The organism is Paenibacillus sp. LjRoot56, assembly GCF_964253335.1.
Lineage (GTDB): Bacteria > Bacillota > Bacilli > Paenibacillales > NBRC-103111 > Paenibacillus_E > Paenibacillus_E allorhizoplanae.
In genome coordinates, this window is record NZ_CAXURV020000006.1 from 214,856 (window position 1) to 234,660 (window position 19,805).

15 protein-coding genes are annotated in these 19,805 nt (G+C 46.9%); all 15 read right to left on the reverse strand.

The window, feature by feature from the left end:
- Positions 1 to 56: 56 nt before the first annotated feature.
- The gene (locus ACSQ8O_RS34310; RefSeq protein WP_436245367.1) at positions 57 to 1,640 is read right to left on the reverse strand and encodes an extracellular solute-binding protein; all 1,584 of its coding nucleotides are present in this window, start codon (positions 1,638 to 1,640) and stop codon (positions 57 to 59) included.
- 93 nt (positions 1,641 to 1,733) lie between these two features.
- The gene (locus tag ACSQ8O_RS34315) at positions 1,734 to 2,606 is read right to left on the reverse strand and encodes a GNAT family N-acetyltransferase (protein ID WP_436245368.1); all 873 of its coding nucleotides are present in this window, start codon (positions 2,604 to 2,606) and stop codon (positions 1,734 to 1,736) included.
- Positions 2,607 to 2,638: 32 nt separating this feature from the next.
- A complete protein-coding gene (locus tag ACSQ8O_RS34320; RefSeq protein ID WP_436245369.1) occupies positions 2,639 to 3,382 on the reverse strand; it encodes a creatininase family protein in 744 nt (247 codons plus the stop codon).
- 4 nt (positions 3,383 to 3,386) lie between these two features.
- A complete protein-coding gene (locus ACSQ8O_RS34325) occupies positions 3,387 to 5,075 on the reverse strand; it encodes a hypothetical protein (RefSeq protein ID WP_436245370.1) in 1,689 nt (562 codons plus the stop codon).
- Between the two features lie 66 nt (positions 5,076 to 5,141).
- Positions 5,142 to 6,419, reverse strand: a complete 1,278-nt coding sequence (locus ACSQ8O_RS34330) for a DegT/DnrJ/EryC1/StrS family aminotransferase (RefSeq protein WP_436245371.1) — start codon at positions 6,417 to 6,419, stop codon at positions 5,142 to 5,144.
- 39 nt (positions 6,420 to 6,458) lie between these two features.
- Positions 6,459 to 7,454, reverse strand: a complete 996-nt coding sequence (locus ACSQ8O_RS34335; RefSeq protein ID WP_436245372.1) for a Gfo/Idh/MocA family protein — start codon at positions 7,452 to 7,454, stop codon at positions 6,459 to 6,461.
- Between the two features lie 6 nt (positions 7,455 to 7,460).
- A complete protein-coding gene (locus ACSQ8O_RS34340) occupies positions 7,461 to 9,203 on the reverse strand; it encodes a hypothetical protein (protein WP_436245373.1) in 1,743 nt (580 codons plus the stop codon).
- Between the two features lie 54 nt (positions 9,204 to 9,257).
- Entirely contained in the window at positions 9,258 to 12,977 is a 3,720-nt protein-coding gene (locus ACSQ8O_RS34345; protein WP_436245374.1) for a hypothetical protein, read from the reverse strand.
- A 49-nt stretch (positions 12,978 to 13,026) separates the two neighbouring features.
- The gene (locus ACSQ8O_RS34350) at positions 13,027 to 13,785 is read right to left on the reverse strand and encodes an SDR family NAD(P)-dependent oxidoreductase (protein WP_436245375.1); all 759 of its coding nucleotides are present in this window, start codon (positions 13,783 to 13,785) and stop codon (positions 13,027 to 13,029) included.
- A 39-nt stretch (positions 13,786 to 13,824) separates the two neighbouring features.
- Positions 13,825 to 14,220, reverse strand: coding sequence for a Rid family detoxifying hydrolase (locus tag ACSQ8O_RS34355; protein WP_436245376.1), 396 nt, complete (start codon positions 14,218 to 14,220; stop codon positions 13,825 to 13,827).
- A 5-nt stretch (positions 14,221 to 14,225) separates the two neighbouring features.
- Positions 14,226 to 15,521 (reverse strand): M20 family metallopeptidase, encoded by a 1,296-nt coding sequence (locus tag ACSQ8O_RS34360; RefSeq protein ID WP_436245377.1) that lies wholly within the window; start codon positions 15,519 to 15,521, stop codon positions 14,226 to 14,228.
- A gap of 2 nt (positions 15,522 to 15,523) precedes the next feature.
- Positions 15,524 to 16,840 carry a hypothetical protein gene (locus ACSQ8O_RS34365; protein ID WP_436245378.1) on the reverse strand — a complete coding sequence of 439 codons (1,317 nt, stop codon included), beginning with the start codon at positions 16,838 to 16,840 and terminating at the stop codon, positions 15,524 to 15,526.
- Positions 16,841 to 16,860: 20 nt separating this feature from the next.
- Positions 16,861 to 17,697, reverse strand: a complete 837-nt coding sequence (locus ACSQ8O_RS34370; RefSeq protein WP_436245425.1) for a sugar phosphate isomerase/epimerase family protein — start codon at positions 17,695 to 17,697, stop codon at positions 16,861 to 16,863.
- A gap of 114 nt (positions 17,698 to 17,811) precedes the next feature.
- Complete coding sequence (locus tag ACSQ8O_RS34375; RefSeq protein WP_436245379.1) at positions 17,812 to 18,738, reverse strand: GNAT family N-acetyltransferase; 927 nt, start codon at positions 18,736 to 18,738, stop codon at positions 17,812 to 17,814.
- Between the two features lie 11 nt (positions 18,739 to 18,749).
- Positions 18,750 to 19,802, reverse strand: a complete 1,053-nt coding sequence (locus ACSQ8O_RS34380; protein WP_436245380.1) for a response regulator transcription factor — start codon at positions 19,800 to 19,802, stop codon at positions 18,750 to 18,752.
- Positions 19,803 to 19,805 lie beyond the last annotated feature (3 nt).

Below are 19,805 nucleotides of genomic sequence, written 5' to 3' on the forward strand. Positions count from 1 at the left end.
TCCTCCTATGAAAATAACCCGTTTATCGATTGCATAAACGGGCTGTTAACAGATTATTATTTTTTGTAATAGCTTTTATACCAATTTGTTGCTTCTTGAATAACCTGTTCCCCGCCTTGCCTTTTCCAGTTCGTAACGAACTTGTCAAAGGCATCATCTAGGGGTTCTCGATCCGTCAACACTTTGATGAACATGTCCATATATAACGAACCATCTCGATATCCCAACTCAGGCTTCGCTTTTAGTATGGCTGGGGTCGGCATATACATGGACTCGTCTTTAAAGAAATTCATTTTCGTATATTCGATCCCTTTCTGGGTCAAGGCGGCAAATTTACCTGCGTTAATGACTAAAGGAGACATACGGGCATCGCCGCCTGGGTTAATCATAACTTGGTAAAAGACCCTCGTACCTTTGTCCATATTGACTTTCGCATTCGGATCCCAGTTGATAGTGCCATTCGTTACCTTATAATTGATCCCTTCAATCCCATAAGCAAAAAACTTGTTTTTAGCTGGATCTTCCGAATGTACCCAGTCAAAAAACTTAATTATATCCTCTGGATGCGCTGCATTAGACGATATAGTATAGACGTTGTTCACACCTGTTCTTTCTGGTACCAAATTCACTTTTCCTTGCGCATTCATTGGGCCAGGCAGTACCCCCACAGTGGCATTCGGATCAGTGAACAAATATTCTTGACCTCCACTAGTCAAAACTTGCACTTGATGAAACCACATGCCCACTTCGCCCTGATGAATCAGGTCTCCCCAATCATTATCCTTCATTGTGAACATGTCTCGGTTGATGTAGCCCTTATCGTAGAGCATTTTATAAAAACGGATTGCATCCTTCATTTCAGATACAATCAAATTCGGGACAAAGCGTCCGTCGCGATATTGCCAGGCATCTGGATAGGCACCGAAATATCCGAAAAAGGCCTCGGAGAATGCAAGACCTTTGCGCATAGCAAAAGGCACCTCATCGTTCGTGTTGCCATCGCCGTTCATATCGAGATTCTTGATTGCATCGAAGAAGGCCAAATAGTCATCCATCGTTTTCGGTTCTTTCATGCCTAGCTTGTCCAGCCAATCTTTGCGATACAACAGCACAAGCATGTTGGGAAGTGCAGACATTTTGGGAATTCCGTAAATTTTTCCGTTTTTGCTAACACGCGGATCCTTCCAGGCTTCAGCTGGAATGTCCTTTTTCAAGTTCGGACCATATTTGTCAATGAGCGGACCAAGTTCTAGAAACACACCGTCCTCGACCGCGTTCGCGTGACTCGGATTATCGATTCGGGACGACCACATAACTTCGGGAATATCACCGGATGCAAAACGAATGGCAAGCTGTTTATCATAAATGTTGGAGCTGACCATTTCAAACTTAACATTATAGGGGGTACCGGTATATTGGCTGAAAAGCCTCGACATTTCCTTGAAATACTTATCGTCCTCGGTTAAGTTCTGAGCGTATTGGTTACCGCCGTCCTGCATGAGGATGGTGATGTCGATCGGCTTTTTCAAAACCTTGTTAACATCTTGCTTAAGTGATGTAGTTTCCGTACCTTGGCAAGCTGATAGAAGGCTGGTCGTGCCCATTACTGTAATCAAAAACAAGAGAAGACGTTTACTCATGATCCTTTCATTCCCCCTTTGAAGAAAGTGATCTGCATCTCCTCTAATACTAACGAATAAGCTATCATTTCGTAAACAGATTTATTTGAATTTTTAGCCTTTTTCTGCACCAGATGTGCCATAGATATGCTCTGGATGCCCAGGATATCGGTTCTCTCCTAAAAACATGCGCCAAAACCCTCTCTGCTCTTCAAAACCGTACTTTTTCATCAAGGCAGTACCTGAAACATTCGGTTTGGGAACGTCCAAAAATATCCCTCTGTCTGGGATGCTTCGCAAGACCTCAATAAATAGCACTTCTGCCACCATATCATTGACAGCTGCCCATGGGCCGATCTGTACCGCATCGAAACCAACTCTGGCAAGTAGATAGCCAATTACAACGCCGTCCTGCTTAATATAAAAGGCCAGTTCTTCATGACGCTTATATAAAGTACGTATAATTTCTTCGCGATTGGCTCCAAAGCAATGTGCATCAAAGGCAATGATCTCATCCAAACTTCCCAGTTTGAGGGGCTTTGCTGATAGGTCCGTGACCAATCGCTGAAGCGGCAGCTTCGGTGCCTTTCCTTGGTATCTCGTAACTTCATACTCATCCTGAAAACCGAGCGGAATGTAAACCTTCTTACCCATTTGCGTGGCATCCAGCTTTATACAGTCCACGCCATGATCCTCCAAAAAAGCAATCGTCTTCTGAAGAAGGGCAGTCCCTATCCCGAATCTTCTTTGAGATGGATGCACGAGTACCATGCCTATCCAGCCGAATCGGTTCTCAAAGGGGATAGCCGTCGCAGTTCCCGCTTTTTCTCCTCCCATTTCCGCGAGAAAACAACCGTATTTGGCAAAACGCATATATCCTCTCCAATCGTTCTCCACTTGATTCCATCCAGCTATATTTTTCAATTCCATGGCAAAAGGAAGATCTTCCTCTGTCATTGTCCTCACGATCAAACCGCTCACCTGCATGACTATTCCTCTCCTCTTCGTTGGACGAAGTTTTATTGTTTCAGTTTGCGGATTCTTTCTTTTTCCTCCTCTATTTGTTTCAAATACGCCAAAGAGCATTCTACCATTAAGTCCATCATTTTTAGGCCCTTCTCTGCACTTGCAACCTCCGGATACCCCCAGTAACCGTCTTCCGTCAATTCCGTAACGTCAAAGTAATCCATGAAATCCTGAGGCACACTCGTTGGTGCAGCTTGCGGGACATAATCCTTAACATGCTCAGGACACAGATGCAGGATGTGCGAGGTTTCCTTTTCCCCTCCGTGGATATCGTGCTTCGTATGTTCCATGACTTCATGCTGCCGTCCTAGAGCGACCGATGTGTGGATGAGAATAACTTCCATCTCATTTTCGCGGTCTGCGAAGTCCCGATTAAGCTGCCGAATCGTTGGCTTTAGTATCCAATTGCCACCGTGTCCGTTGATGAGAATAAGACGTCTGAAGCCAGAATATAACAGTGATTCAGCAATATCCCTGATGACAAGTGCAAGTGTATCTGCCTTGAGATAAACGGTACCTTTAGCAGCTCGGTGCTCGATCGAAGAAGCAATACTTATTGGAGGGAGCAGATAAGCATTCAGCGTCTCCGCTATTCTCTCTGCCAGCGCCCCGGCAATAATATTGTCTGTACCATAAGGAAGATGACTTCCGTGCTGTTCCAGTGCGCCAACTGGCAAAATCGCTGTATCACATTCGGTATTCAGAAAATCTGTTCGATTATTATACATCGTTAGCATAGGTTCACCCTCTTTTCAGTTGTACGCACTTAACGCCAAAGCGTTCTTTGATAAGCTGCTCAACACCTGGTTCTTCTTCTGAAAGCATCGGACGCCAAAAAACCGCCTGATCAGCTTCTTTCACATCGCACTCGGATCTGAGGATGACATTCCCTTTTTCATCCAAACCAGAAATTCTTATTTGCCTTCGTTTACGCTCCCAGCTATTAATTTGTTTCCCAGTCCAGAACGTGAATCCACGTTCTTTTGCTACATGCACCGTTTGTAGCAGAGCCTCACCAACCTCCGGCGAGCTGTGAATACGTCCTTGATGGTATAAGAAATGCGCTACACCGCGAACTTTCTCCACTTCTTCTAAAAAGGGGACAATTACGCTTGCATCGGTAAATTGTGGAATATCTTGCGTCAAAAATCCGATTTCCAGCACATCATAAAGTCGATTAGCCTCATTCGACCAAGCTATCGGATAATACGGATGGCAGGTTCCGAAAAGGAACCCAGCCGCTCCCGATTTGCTCGGTCCTCGTGTCTGATCCGATTCGATGCCGCATGCTTCACACCACTGAAACAGCTCTCCCCAGCCTTCAAATCGGGTAAAATGGTTTTTATTGCTGGTTACCTTGCCATGGACCGTATCCTGAAGCCACTCGAATTGCCGATTGAAGTCTGCAAGATCCCATCGGCCACCCTCATTCATATTCGAGTTGAAATGAAGAGCGAGCTCATGTCCAGCTTCCTCAATTAGAGGGTAAAGCCAAGCACTGTACCCTGGTTTCATCATGCACCAAGAGGAATGAATGTTAGCAATCGCTAGTGTTTGTAGTGTAGTTACTGCATCTTCATCAAAATTTCGGTCGCTATCATGAGAAATCATGGCTACTCTATCTACACCTTCTGGCCAATAGTCGGAAAAAGGTAAAGGTTTTTGTTTTTCAACCATTCGTCTGAGAATTTGTGACACAACCGCTTCCCGCCATAAATCCGCGTAAGGATGTGCGAAGTAAGCCATTCCGGTTTCTGTCGTATTTCTGTCATACACCCAATTCATCTCTAGCCCATCTTCAGCTTTAAGCAGCCCATCGTTCAAGTTCCCTGTCCCATCAGCAGCTGGTGTCCCGTCCTCCAGAACGGGTCCTGTTCCTTGCTGCAAACCAACAATCGTTCCCATAACATCGACGCTCCAGCGTTCGAGTGTTCCTAAACCGATTGTAAATTGTTGCATCGAAGCTCCAGAAGAAACTCCAAGGGGAACATTTGCAATTGTCCCCCATTCCTTGCATGCTACTGCAGGCTCTTTTTGTTTCACCCAAGTCGAAGCACTTAGAAAGCGCAGCGGTCTCGTGTCCCCCATCTCCTCCGGCAGATGAGCATATCCTGCTGAAATCGGCTCAGTCCCGGCGAAGCCGAGCCGCCGGGCCATACCATTTAATCCGGAGAAAGAAATGACAATACCTCCACGTTCTACATATCTCCAAATAGTATCATTGGCGGCCTCGTGACTTGGCGCTGCAGCAATGAGGATGAGATCAAACTTATTCTCCAGAATCTGATGCAATGCATCGATCCATTCGAATGGGATGCCTGCATGGGAAAGCACTTCACCAACATAAAGGCCGAATGTATTCAGCCCATATGTCAATCGCTGCTCAATGGCCCCTTTGTCCCGAAGAATCCCGATTCTCGCCATGTTCATGCGTCATTCTTCCTTTCCAATCAAGTAAGATGACTTCGGTTGCCTTCAAACTCGGCAAGATTCTCTTCAACCGCGAGCCTTGGCGCTTTCTTTGGTTTCCAACGCCTTTAATACTTTAACGGCTGCGGTAGCGATTTCATCCGCTTCATCCTCAGTGAGGATTGGGCTGATCAAAGTTATCGTTATTCTACCCAGCAGGTCATCGCATTTTGGACACATGTCTTTTGTATATACGACTGGGTTCTTGAACGGGAAATTGTATGGGAAATTGTCCTTTTCGGCTGTACGTTGCTCGAAGAAACAGGGAATCATATAACAAGGTATACCATCGTACATGGCATGCGTAGAGACATTCTCCGCTTTCATTGCGGCTGCGTATTCTTGAGCCCGTTCCAGTGTTGAATGAACGATGCCAAGTACACAGCCAGTATCGCCGTCATCGTCAACAGCTGCGCGGAATCTAACATTCGGCATCTGAGCTGCGATGGTCGAGCGAATTTTTCGGTGATGCCTTCTCATCGTTCCGATCACGAGATCGAGCTTCTTCCACTGTTCGATCATGACGGCGCCAGTCAGCTCGCTCATCCGGTAATTTTGTCCGGACATGATATATTGCGGTTCGATTTGGAAACGTTCTTTATCCCGGAACATGCCTTGATCGTGATACCTAACGGCACGTTCGAACAGCTCAGGGTTCGAGGTGATAACCGCTCCACCTTCGCCTGCTGTCAACATTTTATTCATTTGAAAGCTGAACACGCCAATGTCCCCGATTGTGCCGCAAATCCTTCCTTTGTATGTGCAGCCTTGGGATTGGGCTACGTCTTCAATTACGTAGATGTTGTGCTTTTTGGCGAACGCCATAATTTTATCCATGTCACATGGACTTCCATTGATATGTACCACGATAATCGCTTTGACTTCTTCGTCGTAAACCCGTTCCAAATCGTCAGCATCCAAGTTGAGCGTTTCGTCCATGTCGACGTATACGGGCACTGCATTACTACTTACGACGGCTCCTGCCGTTGCGATGAACGTATTTGCTGGTACAATCACCTTATCTCCGTAACCGATTCCAAGCGCCTTCATAGCAACCACCAAACCTGCCGTACAAGAAGAGACGCCAAGCACATAGGGGATATTCAAGTCCTGTGCGATCATGTCTTCCAAAGCCTTGACGGCATACTGCATATCCGGGCCATAGTAACGGAACGGTGATTGGGCGGCAAGTATCTTTGAGACCGAATTCATTTCTTCTTCCCCGATCAGCATTGAGCCCCTGTAAGGTGGAGGCAGCGGCTGGCTCCTAACTGGTTTCCCTCCGTCGATCGCTAACTTTTCCATATCTCAGTTCCTCCTTTAACTTCGTAATTAAAGTGGTACTTACACACTTGTTAGCTTTGTGCTCGCGCTGTCGATTTTCAAAACAGCCTCATTCGCGCGATATACGTCCTCCGCCGACAAACGGTGCGGTTTTCCAGCGATTTGATTTAAGAAATCTGCCGCCAGTGTGGCGGGAGGAGTCTTGATCTCCCAGCGAGTCGTCTTGTTATGATGATCGGTAAAGGCAACGAATGGTCCCGGTTGTCCGAGTGGGTCTCCGGACGTCCGGATTTCGGCTCTGCCTTTCGTTCCGGATACGAATATGCGGCCGTCTCCCCAAGATTCGAACGCTTCGGGCATCAACCAATCTGATTTCATCGTAACGGTTATATGGTCCTCCAGGAGCACGTTAACGACAGCATTTTCATAAAGACTTGGATACTCCGGAAACCGATTTTTGATTAACATGCTAGTGTGCCCAACGATTTTCTTGCCCGTAAACCACCACAACATATCGACGTCATGAATCATCAGGTCGATGATCAGACCTCCGTTCAGCGATTTATTGAAAAACCAATCAGGTCTTGTAGCTGGATGAAGTTTATGTGGCTTCAAGAAAGTGAAATCCTCGATTTCGCCTAACAGCCCTTCGTCAATCATTGCTTTCAGTGTAAATTGAGCCGGAGCAAAACGGGCGGTCAGCATCATCCCTGTCTTAATCCGGTTTCGGTCAATCACCTGACGGAGTCTACTCAAACCGTTCTGGTCGATGACAATCGGTTTATCCGTCATGACGTGGATCCCATGTTTTTCAGCCCATTCAATCACGTCGATTTTGCTATTGTTGGGTCCAGCGCTGCCAATGATTTCTACTCCTTGTTCAAGAAGTTCATCCATGGACTGGAACAGCGGAACTCCATAAGAAGCCGCGTACTGTCCCGGAATATGGTACTTGCTCTGGTCGTAGATTCCAGCAAACTGATGCCCTTCCTTGATCATTTCTTCAATAAATGACTTGATATGGTAGTGCTGACAACCGACAATTGCAAATCTCATGTTTGTTCAACTCCTACTTTGTATACTTCTCGTCATTCGTTTGCACACAACTCCGAATTTTATTTCAACTTGGTCTTCTGGGCCTGCCTGTTCATTCTCGCGAAGCGGCCGCCAGAAGACAGCCTGATCTGTATGGTCGTCCGTGCCCAGGATAACAGAATCATTTTCCGTCACACCGATGATGCGAATCGTTCTCCGAGCTCGTTCCCACTCGTTGATCTGACTGCCGGTCCAGAAAGTGAAACCCCGCTCCCGCGCTTCTTTGACAACTCGTCGAAACGCTTCCCGCACTTCGGGGAACCTTTGTATACGCCCCTGGTGGAATAGGAAATGAGCTACTCCCCGAACCTGGCTTACTTGCTCCAAGAATGGAACGATTACACCCGTATCGGTAAATTGGGGTAGGTCCTGAGTAAGAAAACCGATTTCCAGAACGTTATACAGCCTGTTCTGTTCATCCGCCCAGGCAATCGGGAAATACGGGTGGCACGTTCCGAACAAGAAGCCGGCATTTCCTTTCTTGCTAGGTCCTCGCGTCTGATCCGATTCGATGCCGCAATCTTCACACCACAAAAATAGCTCTCCCCAACCCTCGATGAGGGTCATGTGATTTTTGTTGGTGACTGCTTTTTGTCCAACGTTATCTTGCAGCCATACGGCTTGGCGCTTGAAGTCCTCGGATGTCCATCTTCCGCCTTCGTTCACGTTTGAGTTGAAATGGAGCGCAAGTTCATGTCCCGCTTCCCTAATTCGGGGGTATATCCATGCGCTATAGCCCGGCTTCATCATACACCATGTCGATTGGATCCCGTGTTCCTCAAGAATGTCCAAAGTCGCAATAGCGTCTTCGTCCCAATTGCGGTCACTGTCATGGGATAGCATGGCTATCTTTGAAATTCCTTCGGGCCAATAATCAACAAATGGCAATATTTTCCCCTTCTGTGCCATTCTTCGCATAATGTGAGAGATAATAGCCTCTCGCCACAAATCTGCGTACGGATGAGCAAAATATGGCGCCCCTTGTTCCGTTAGCACGCGATCATGCGTCCAATCCAGCTCTACTCGGTCGTCTGCCTTCCACAGCCCTTCATCGATGGGTGCGCTGCCGTCTGGAGCGGGAACTCCGTCGTCGAAGACAGGTGCTGTCCCCTGCTGCAGACCGACGATTGTCCCCAGGAGATCGATGCTCCAACGTTCGATTGAGCCCGAGCCGACCTGAAATTGCTGCAGCACCGATCCAAGCTTCTTTCCTTTCGGTTCGCAGGTGATCGAGCCCCATTCCATACTGCCATGAAGCGATCCATTCGTTTCACGGATGCCAGGTCCCCAGTCCCCCCCTTCCGCATACTGCATTGGGCGCACCCAAGGAACGGCGCCGAGAAATCGGAGCGGCCGCGTGTCCCCTAGGCTCTCTGGCAATTCGGCGTAGCCTGTCGGGAGCGAGACTGATTTCATCAGGCCGAGCCGCTTCGCCAATGCGTTGATTCCCGCATAACTGACGACGATCCCACCACGCTCCGTGTAAGACCAAATCAATTGAGATGTCGCTTCATCATTCGGGGCTGCTGCTATGATCATCAAATCATAGAATCTCTCCATCATATGATGGGCGCTATCCAACCATTCAAACGGAATGCCAGCATGGGAAAGCACTTCTCCGATGTACCGTTCGAACACGTTCAAACCGTATTTCAACCGTTGTTCCTCTATGCGTCGATCCAGTAGAATTCCGACTCTTGCCATGTTCATATGCGGTTCCCTCCGTGAAATGCTCCAGCCTTACTACGATCCCGATTACTCGCATTAACTTAATAAAAGTCGAAGTACATTAGAAAGTGTGAACGAATCACCGGGTTTCACGTCCATGTGCACCCTTTTACCACGATATTCGATGACCTGTTTATTCCCCAATCCAAGCCGCTTATGTGGAGAAGACCAGCCTTCTTCCAACTTAATGAGCGTCATGTCGGAGCGAAAAGTAAGTGTGCAACCGTCAAGCTGTGTCTCATTAAGGTAGTACGCAGATGGCTTCAAGTAATCCGAGGAGTCAATTAATGCAGCCTGGCCTTGGAACGCTTGTTCCAAGCCCTCGTCAACTCGATCGAGCTCAACTCGAATAGCTCGGGTTTCGGCATCGACTCCAGTTATGATCCCTTGATAGGCAGGCGCGTCCGCTGTCCACTCTCCATCCGATGTGCGGATAATGGAGTAACGAACAGCTTCAAGCTGAACGAGCCGGTCATCTCGATAACGCAGTACTAGAGATTTAGCATCCGTCTCAAAGAAACGACCTTGGGAGTCACGATAACAGACCTTTTCCCCTTCGGTATAAGAACTGAGAACAATATCACGATGCTTACCGTCCACATATCGAATCTCGATGCCAGTCGACATAGGGTGATGAGAGGCTGAGTCCAACATTAATTTCAGCGGAAATACTGTTTGCAGGAACGACGTTCCCTCGAACGGCTCCAACACGCTTATAAAACCTGTTGCATGATTGGCAACGTCTTTGTTGTCTTCGTCCCGCCATAATACATAGGGTTCCCAGCGGGATTTTCGCATTTCCTCCCCGCCCTTTTCTCCTAGGCATAGGATGAGTTCGCGCTGCTCCCCTTTAGGAACTGTATGAATTTTCAAGGACGCACTTCCATAAGGGAACGTCCAAGAAACGGGTCGATTCACCTTAGCCTTGCGTAAAGCTTTCATCCATCCGTAGCCAGACTTGCTGTATAAAGGAACATTGGAACCAGCAAGTGTACCATCCATAGGCTTCCATTCCGTTTCTTCGACACCTTCGAAATGTACGGATTCTGGTGTGCAGTCCAATCCTACCGTATTATAATCGAACGTTTTCCCGCCAAATAACCCATTAAAATCAACTACATAGGCATTCTCCTGATCAGGACCTTGAACGATCCAACACCAACGTTCGTACAGCGTTCCCGGGTAAGCAATCGTATTATCAAGTCCTGCCATTTGGAGTATATTACCCTCGTAATGACCTTTTTGCCGTGAATAAGAAGGCAACTGATCTTTACCATCGACGATAGCAACTGTACAAGCAGCCGAATGTGTTTCCCACGCCTCATATTTGGGACTGAGCCACGTAAACGGATATCTCCCACCAGATGCTTGCAGATGATACCCGTAGCCCCCAATCCACAAGCCCAGCTTATCACCATGATGGTGTCCTGCGGTCGGCTGTCCGTACAACATCACGTGCTTGCAATTGTGAGCATTCGTACCTGCACGGAACATACTCGTTTCGGAATCTTGCAGAAGGAAGGAAGGTTGAAGCTGATCGGAATTTGCTTCATACTGCTGATATTCTTCCCACTCGGCCGCCGTAGCAAGCAACATGAACGAGTGCTTATTATTCGTATCTCGAACGCTCCTGATGCGATAGGCGGTTAACTCCTCCTCATTATATCGGGATAAAAGTCCACCTATTACCGATCGAAGCGATGGCGAACGGCGGAAAATGATTTCATAGGAAGGTGTATAGGTGATTTTACCTTTCCGACGATCCTCAGATATCGGCTCTACATTATCCGCGAGCGTATCGCCAAACATAGGTATCAGGCTTCCTGAACGAAGCTTCGCAAACAGTCCGATCACCTGCTTCAGACTGAAGTCCGAGTCTTCAAACAGATCGATACCATTTGGGAAATACTCCTCATCGGAGAACCCGTAGTTATTGTTCGCCATCATGGACACTTGCTCACAGATGGCTGCTATATAGCCCAATGAATCGTAAATATAACGGCCATCTCGGAAAAAGTTATTACGAAACTTCGATTCCAAGCTATATTTTCCACCATACAAAATATGATGCATAAGCTTACCGCTTCCCATATATGAGGCGATAAGCAACTGTAAATAAATCCATCGCAGAGACCAGTCGGCGTCGCGAGTTTTCTCAATTTCACAACTGTACAATAGGTAAGGTATCATTTCGTGGACAGCGGCGTTCACATGGAATGGAACCGTTCTTTTCTTATTTTCTGCATCGGGTTTGGCTGCAAAAAACTGTTCTAAATCAGAACGAAACGCTTCCCCTGCTTCAAAAAGCAAGTCTGCTGCTTCAAAGAAGTTAGAAAGCCAGTGGGATTCCGTTGTAGTCGGTTCGGATATTTGCACCGTATCGTAGTAGCCTGATCCATAGTTGCCGTTCATATATGGAACCAATTCGGCAATTCGCCCAATTAACAGTAAAGCTTTGAAGGCATATTTTTTCTCCCCAGTCAGTAGGTAGGCATAAGCCAAATTATTAATCGCACCAGAGTTGTTCATGCCAGTCGTCTCTTCACAGACTTTTGTATCCTCCAAGACGGAGCAATATGGATTTCCCATCAACATCGATAGGATAAATAGACGGTACGAAGCCGTAAACATATACCTTACGCCTGGATTTGGAAATCCTTCTGGTGCCAAAAAACCTTGGCCATCGTCGTCTAATATGATCTCTTCACCCGTTGTTGGGTTTTGCAGCTTCATCCCGTTATACCACCATGTTTGGGTAGTTGGGTTGTAATATTGATAAGGCCGCTCTAAACAAAGCTGATAAGCCGTTCGTTTGCCGCCTTCGAGAGGATCTCCGAAATATTGGCCTACTGAGAGCGCCCTAGGGTTGCCTACGGGTACCAACTCGAACAGCTCATCATCGCTTTTGGCAGCCCAGTAATCAGCAATTTGCATGATCTCTTCTTTCACGCGTCCGCCCCAAAGTGTCGTGTTTGCAGACACACGAGCCTGTTCAACGTCGGCCCTAGATATTCTAGCCGTAAATCCCTTACGTTTCTCCGTCACAAAGCCGTATATTTCTTCAGGTATTTTCCACTTCACCCATCGAGTAAAAAAGAGCGTACTCTCCGCTTGAATAGTATGCTTCCTCGTTTTAATCTCCTCATCAGACAGACCTCGGGTCAGCAGTAAATCCCCCATTCCTAATCCCATCGTCGGCCGATCGCCTGGAATTCCCGACCACGTAATCAGCGTCAATTCCTCTCCGCTTTTTAATGTGCGAACCGCATTAAACCCAAGGATTCGCTGTTCAGTTGACTCAATCCGCAAAAGCCTTAGCGGCATACTCACTGACAGGTTTACAAAGCCTTCCGAAGTAGAAATCGAATAATCAATGTCCGAAGGAATCGCAAGCTGTTCAATTTCATAAAGGAATTCCTCATACACCACACTGCCATCTTGTTTAAATTTCAGCGAAAAGGCCCCATGTCGTTTCCTGCGCGTATGGCCAAAATCGAAAAAAAGCACGACTTCGCCGTCGGCTTCGGGAGGGACAGACTCAAAACGCAAATTCAGACAGAATTGATCTAATTTCGTATAGGCACTGAATGAAATAGCGTGATCTGAGTCCTTTAGTTTACTAATCTTCGCTCGGAAGCCCAGATCCGCAACCTTAAATTTCTCTGATTGGGTAACTTCGAAAATGCTATTGTGTTCATGTACCAGATAAATCGGATAAGTTTCTGGGTTATTGCACTTTTCCACGCGCGTCTCCATGCCATGTAGCACCCTTTCCTTTTGGCCTTTTCGAAAGCCGATTAACTGATCATGCGAGCTTGATGACTTGACCGCCATCCACCACGAGATTATGCCCAGTCATATATCGAGAATCGTCTGATGCTAAGAATAAGGCAGTATCCGCTATCTCATCTGGCTGACCGACCCTTCCCATCGGTATCGTTTTGATATAATCAGCAATTGCAGGAGGATCGTCAATCATCGATTTTGTAAGTCGAGTTTCAATAAAACCAGGACATAACGCATTCACCCTTATTCCGTATGGAGCTAACTCAAGCGCCATAGACATGCTAAGCAAATTCATACCGCCTTTTGTCACATTGTAATGCGCCTGCATGGCTTCCGCATTAATACCATTCACACTAGACATATGAATGATAGAGCCACCCGTCCGTCGTTCCTTCATTTCGCGAGCAACTCGCTGTCCAACGAGAAAAGCACCCTTCAAATTCACGTTCATGTGCTCATCCCAATCTTCCTCGGAGATGTCTAAGAATGCGCTCAATCCACAAATGCCCGCATTGTTAACCAAAATATGGACAGCACCCCAGCGTTCGATAACGTCATCCACCAATCGGTTAACCTGACTTTTGGCCTGAACATCAACCTGAACCGTCATAACCTCGCTGCTTTCGCGTCGAATAAGATTTGCCGCCTCTTCTAGAGCGGTAATGCTGCGTCCTGCAATCGCCACTTTAGCACCTTCTTTAGCGAAACGAAGGGCTGTTGCCAGTCCGATACCGAGCGAACCACCTGTAATGATCGCTACTTTACCTTCAAGCCTCATTGTGAGTCCTCCTAGTCAAAAGCCTTATCCTTCGGATTCTTAACCCTCTGGTATGACAGCTACAACGTCTACTTCCACCCGTACGGTCAATTGGCTGCCGACCGTTGTGCGAACCGGGCGAACAGGTCCTGGAAACAGCTCTTTATACACACTGTTAAATCGTTCAAAATCATTTAAATCTTCCAAATGCGCCGTAACTTTAACTACATCTTGCAAGGTAGCTCCTGCCGCATTCAGAATCGCTTCTAAGTTACGAAACACAAGTCGCGTCTGCTCCTCGATCGTACCCTCCACGATCTCCCCTGTTAAGGGATCTAACGGTCCTTCTCCTGAAGTATAAATAAGATTACCTACCCGAATCCCTTGCGAATAAGGCCCCGTATTTTGCGGCGCACCGGTTGTGCTAATCTCTTCTTTGACCCACTTGTTTGCCATTGAAATTATCCCCCGATTTCTACTCCGCACCATTCAACAATGGCGGTGATATAAATTTTGGTAAGCTTGATCAAGCTTTCTATGTCAACAAACTCGTCCGGAGCATGAGCATTCTCTCCAACCGGTCCAAGTATGACAGCTGGCGTGTCTGAATAACAATTGAACATAAATGCGTCACAAGCAAATGGCGCCGTATAGGCTCCAACAGGCATACCCCACTCCTCTTCCGCTTGCTGCAGCAAAATGTTCGTAAGTGGTGTTTCAGCACGGCTTCCAGGGAGAAATCGGGTGAGCAACTCCCAGTCGACCTCAAGCCCAGCCAGTTCTGGTTGTGAGCTTAACGAACGTATCGCACCAATGAATTCTGACTCCAAGACTGAGAACGACTCACCTGGTAAACATTCTACCCAAATTTCAATCATGCAAGTTTCTGGGATCCCGTCGGCCATTCCAGGCTCAAAGCCCCCAGCTTGGATCATCGAAAGCACGACCGCTGGACTTTGGGACTCGCCAGTTGGTGTAACGAAACATTTACGCGTCTGCATATCATTCTGGTAACTCTCAATAGCTCGAATAAGGTGTGCCATTCCGTAAACCGGATTTCGAAGTTCTTCACCGCCAAAACCCATGCCACCTTTACCGCGAACTCTAATCTTCCATGCAGCTCCACCCATATGTGAGTCACAGACCCGCATGTTAGTAGGTTCTGGTACGATCGCAGCGTCTGCTCGATTCCCGCGAACACGGCCTGCCAAAGTTCCGTTGGCACCGCCCATCTCTTCATCCACTATGCTCTCGAAGCTAAGGTCACCAAGCAATTGGACTTCTTTTTCCTGCAAATATTGAAAAGCAAGCAAGACGGCAGCGGTACCGCCTTTCATGTCGTTTGAACCGCGACCATACAAACGCCCCCCAATGATGACTGGTTGAAACGGGTTCTCCGCTGTTTTGCCGGGAATGCCTGGCACAACGTCTGCATGAACGGCAAAGAGAAGTGATCTTCCTTCGCCTTTTCCCTTTTTGTAAGCATATAGATTCGGACGATCCGTATAGTTGCGTTCTCCCCAGTAAGCCGGATGCGTTCTTAATCCATCTACGTCAGATAATGCGTATAATTCTGCATCGAAGTCGAGCTCCATTAACGCCTTCTCGAGGTATTGCTGCATGGGCAATTCATTCCCATTGGGAGGTTTATTTTCGCTCGGAATGGCTACCATCTCCATAAGTATCTTGACTAGATGGTCTTTTTGATTCCGTACCCAGCTTTCCAAATCTTGGTCGGTAAATATTGCTTTACTCAATTTCATAACCCTCCATCCGAATCGCACAATTGGTTTAAGAGCCCAAGCACCGTGTCGACCATCCGTTCACCGGAGTCAGGGGCTAGTCGCGTTCGAGATGTTAAACGAGTCTCGTATCCGCCCTGAACGAACGCTTCTCGGGTTGCTACATATCCGTTGACACCATTTGCATAAGCAGCGATTAGTGTATGGGGGAATGGTGATCTTTGTTTAAGGTCGTGACCGAATTCCACGAATAATTCACATGGAAAGGCTGCAATTGCAGTCGTCCCCATTCGAAGCGCCTGAATTTCAACGGATACTTCCTTTTCCTGCCGCTTACTAAGCGTGAGAAGCTGCCTCGCAAAAAAGGAGTCCGCCTCTGTTATTGCTATCGTATTCTCAGGATATTCTGACGCACGAAGCAGATCTTCAGCTTTCTGGAGATCCTCTGAGGTTGGCTTTCGTACAGCAAGTGAAAGCAGCTCGCATCGCCCTTCTACATGTAGCGAATTCTCTGTGAAAGCTTTTTCTCTCGTCTTGATAATTTCACCCGCTAACACTTTCCCCATATGGCGAAAGGCGTCTGGCTCGGGTCCTAAGGCATGCATAAAATTAAGATGATTAATATTCCCGCAAGCCCCGTTAAGAAAAAGACTTATGAATGAATTGCCGTAAACCGCTTTCAATACACGGCTAATTTCTCCTGGATAGTCTGCGCTATACCGTTTTCCACCTATCGTGTCAGGATGACAGGAAAAATTCGTTATGACCCCAAGTGGATTGCCGTCCTCGCCATCTAATCGAATGACGAAAACATCTGAATCAATAGGACCAGCCGGCTCAAGAATGTCTGGATTATTAAAACCTGGATTAGTCCGCAGACTTCCATCCCGCATAAAATAACGACGATTAAACGAAATCCCGTCCTCTTCACCTTTGGCGAATCCAATTTTGGCTTTTCTTCTGTTTCCATAGGCCAGCACTGCTGCGTCCGCAGCCTTCTTGACTAAGTACGCTGTGTACTCGTCACCATCAGGACCGCGATCACGGTAAATGGGCCCACCAGTATGCGTATGTGTAGCAGCAACCAGAATATGGGATGCAGGAATTCCGGTATCCGCTGTCACCCGTTTGCGGATGGCATCCACTTCTTCCTTCTCTATCCCAATCGTATCGAGTGCGATGATCGCGGATAACCTCTTGCCATCGCCAATTACAACGGCTTTAACATACAGATTGTCTTTGATCCCAATGGCAGGTCTTAGTGTAAAATAACCTGGAATTGCTAACCCTAGCGGGGGTGTGATATCAATTTCGAATAAGCCGCATTCGATCATGGATTGTTTGTTCCTCTCTTTTACATCCGGTTATTAACAGGTAAGCCGAGTTTCTGCTCGACATAGTCCCTACAGACCATCAGACTGTTCAGAGGGGTGCTCGTTGACTGATCAATTTCAATCGTCATCCATCCGTCGTATTGGATTTCCTCCAGAAGACGAACTACTGCTGGAAAATCAATGGACCCCAACCCCAATTCGCAAAAAATCGGCAGCGCCTCGTCTCCGGACAACACAGGAAACTTGGTACGATCCGGTTCGTCCGGAGTGACGTCCTTGATATGCATATAAGCAATCCTATCCTTGTAACGCCGCATCACGGTGACAGGATCCATGCCTGCTTTCGTTAGATGGGCTGTATCCGGACAAAAGAAGACGAAGTTCGGGTCCGTCATTTCCATAATGGCATCAATTTCGTTTTCATTTTGAATCTCTGTATTCAGATGCGGGTGCACACAGGCTTGCACACCCAGATCGTAGCAACGTTTGGCAGATTCATTAATCGCTCTTGCAGCGGTCTTTAATTCCTCTAACGTAGTACCTCCCGTTGTTCGCGGTCCTCTCGGTCCAAGTACGATTCGATCACTGCCGTTCTGAGCGGCAAATCTAGCGACTCGCGTATTATATGCCACAGTTTCATGGAATTGTGAAGCATCGCTGAATCGGCCCCCACCATATAACGCGGATAATACAAGGCCATAGCGCTCAAATAATACTTTGAATTCATGAACGCGATCTTCGTATTTCAGTGCGATTCTTGTAAAAGTTTCACAAGCTCGGAAGCCCAGAGACGACGCTTCCTCCATCCCTTTAACGAAATCTTCTTCCCACGTAATTAAGTGACAGGATACTTTCATCTTCAAGACCGGTACTCCTCCTTTTTACCCATTGGGAGATATCCTAACTTTATTCCATTTTTTCATAAATCGGGATGGCATATTGTATGGAAATATGTCTTTTCATGAGTAATCTTATTTGGCATATAAATTGTAGGTTATCCAGATGGAAAACCCTACTTTGGTATAGAAATCGACCTCCGTAGTCCAATCGATGACCATCAGATGATGATTCCTTTCTTGTAAAACTCGCATACCTGCTAGAAGAATGGCTTTTCCGTACCCATACCCACGATAAGGAGCCGCAATCCCGAGTGGACCGATGCCACCGCAAGGCTCCTGAAAGCATGGACTCCAAAATTGATTGCCTGCCAGAATGGGGGAACTTTCGTCATTAATGCGGCAGAAGCCAATAATCGTATTTGACTTACGCAAGAGGACAAATTCTCTGCCAGTCCCCCCTGATGCAAAATACCGGTGTGTTGTCTCTTCCCAACGCCCAGGAAAGGATACATGCATGAAAGCGAGCAATTCTTCACGATCAGCTTCTCCGGCGACAGACAACGTGACTTCAGATCCAACAACTTCCTCTACGATTAGCTTACTACGAAAATCACCTAACAGATCGTAAGTGATTCCCCTTTGATTGAACCCACGATTTTCAAACCAACGTTTCATACCTACGTACTGGGAGGGTATTCCGGGAAAGAAATGTCCAGAATCCCCGCCTAGTGCAATTGAGCTCATTCCTACGTCGTTTAACGATTTTTCAGCCATTTTGAGCAATGTACCGCCAATACCTAAATTTCTATAGCGAGAATCAACGAGCAACATTGAAATATAACCCACACCTAATCGCTGAAATTTGCTTATGACAACACCTACCAAATAATCTGTCGATTCTTCCTCAACGACAAAAGAACCCTCCGATAAAAAATCCGGATGGTTCATGCTGTTTTGATGCAATAGACGTGTGCGAAGCGGAAAATCGCTACCTATCTCCCGATTCCACAGTTCACAAATTCGTTCCAAATGGCTTGGTCTTAGCTTCACTGTTCGCATTTCCAACCTCCTCATCCTTCTAAGGAATGGCGGTACTCTGACGGAGAAAACTTGTAATATTTCTTGAACACTTTAGCAAAATGAGCATATTCATTATAGCCGACCGCATAGGCAACCTCGTAGACCTTATTGTTCGGATCACTCAATAGCTCGATCGCCTTGTCCATTCGTAATTTGGCTATATATTGGGTGTAGCTAACGCCAACCTCTTCTTTGAACGACTTACTGAAATACGTAGGCGACATCCCTGCTAGTTCAGCTGCGTTCATCATGGAAAACGATTCGTTCGCAAAATTCTGATTGATCTGTTTCACGGATTCCAACATATTTTTATGCGAACCCCAATTGCGAATATGTCGGATTTCATCCATTGCACCTTGCAGTACTAACTCAATATGTCGTTTCAATTGCTCGGCTTGACCGTTCCACTCATAGTCTGGAAGCGTTTTTAATTGAATTCTGTTGCCGCTCAGTCCTGCTATTTCCGCCTGCAACAAGTAAAACAAGTGAATAAACATTTCCTTAAGTCTCGCTGAATTAGCTCGATAGGTCTGCAACCGTTCGTGTATCCCTTCAAGCTGATCCCCTACGGCAGCCACGTTGAGGACCCACATGTGCTTCGCCAATGTCTCCGCTTCTACCTTACACAGAGCGATCCATTCACTCCGTTCAATGATGCCTTTACGTTCATTGCCCAGTTTCTTCTCGGTTAAAGAAAGTACTCTTAATACTTCGTCAACATCAAGCGGCTTAAGTAAATAATCGGAGACGCCATGTCGAAGTGCCAATTTTGCATAGCTGAAATCGCTGTATCCGGAAATAATAATCACTTCAGTCTGGATCCCACGGCTTATGATCTCCTCAGCCAGTCGCAACCCATCCATGACCGGCATTCGAATGTCGGTTATGACAACGTCCGGTAAGGTGTCGCAAATAAGATCCAGCGCTTCTTGTCCGTTCTCGGCAAATGCACTTACCTCAAATGAAGAAGTTTCCCGCTCAATGATCGTCTTCAAACTGCGTTTCACTGATGGCTCATCATCCACAATAATTACTTTATACATGCC

Excerpts from the sequence above, each read along its gene's own strand:
- ACSQ8O_RS34310 (WP_436245367.1), bottom strand. The coding sequence starts at position 1,640 with ATGAGTAAACGTCTTCTCTTGTTTTTGATTACAGTAATGGGCACGACC.
- ACSQ8O_RS34315 (WP_436245368.1), bottom strand. The coding sequence starts at position 2,606 with ATGCAGGTGAGCGGTTTGATCGTGAGGACAATGACAGAGGAAGATCTT.
- ACSQ8O_RS34320 (WP_436245369.1), bottom strand. The coding sequence starts at position 3,382 with ATGCTAACGATGTATAATAATCGAACAGATTTTCTGAATACCGAATGT.
- ACSQ8O_RS34325 (WP_436245370.1), bottom strand. The coding sequence starts at position 5,075 with ATGAACATGGCGAGAATCGGGATTCTTCGGGACAAAGGGGCCATTGAG.
- ACSQ8O_RS34330 (WP_436245371.1), bottom strand. The coding sequence starts at position 6,419 with ATGGAAAAGTTAGCGATCGACGGAGGGAAACCAGTTAGGAGCCAGCCG.
- ACSQ8O_RS34335 (WP_436245372.1), bottom strand. The coding sequence starts at position 7,454 with ATGAGATTTGCAATTGTCGGTTGTCAGCACTACCATATCAAGTCATTT.
- ACSQ8O_RS34340 (WP_436245373.1), bottom strand. The coding sequence starts at position 9,203 with ATGAACATGGCAAGAGTCGGAATTCTACTGGATCGACGCATAGAGGAA.
- ACSQ8O_RS34345 (WP_436245374.1), bottom strand. The coding sequence starts at position 12,977 with ATGGAGACGCGCGTGGAAAAGTGCAATAACCCAGAAACTTATCCGATT.
- ACSQ8O_RS34350 (WP_436245375.1), bottom strand. The coding sequence starts at position 13,785 with ATGAGGCTTGAAGGTAAAGTAGCGATCATTACAGGTGGTTCGCTCGGT.
- ACSQ8O_RS34355 (WP_436245376.1), bottom strand. The coding sequence starts at position 14,220 with ATGGCAAACAAGTGGGTCAAAGAAGAGATTAGCACAACCGGTGCGCCG.
- ACSQ8O_RS34365 (WP_436245378.1), bottom strand. The coding sequence starts at position 16,840 with ATGATCGAATGCGGCTTATTCGAAATTGATATCACACCCCCGCTAGGG.
- ACSQ8O_RS34370 (WP_436245425.1), bottom strand. The coding sequence starts at position 17,697 with ATGAAAGTATCCTGTCACTTAATTACGTGGGAAGAAGATTTCGTTAAA.
- ACSQ8O_RS34375 (WP_436245379.1), bottom strand. The coding sequence starts at position 18,738 with ATGCGAACAGTGAAGCTAAGACCAAGCCATTTGGAACGAATTTGTGAA.
- ACSQ8O_RS34380 (WP_436245380.1), bottom strand. The coding sequence starts at position 19,802 with ATGTATAAAGTAATTATTGTGGATGATGAGCCATCAGTGAAACGCAGT.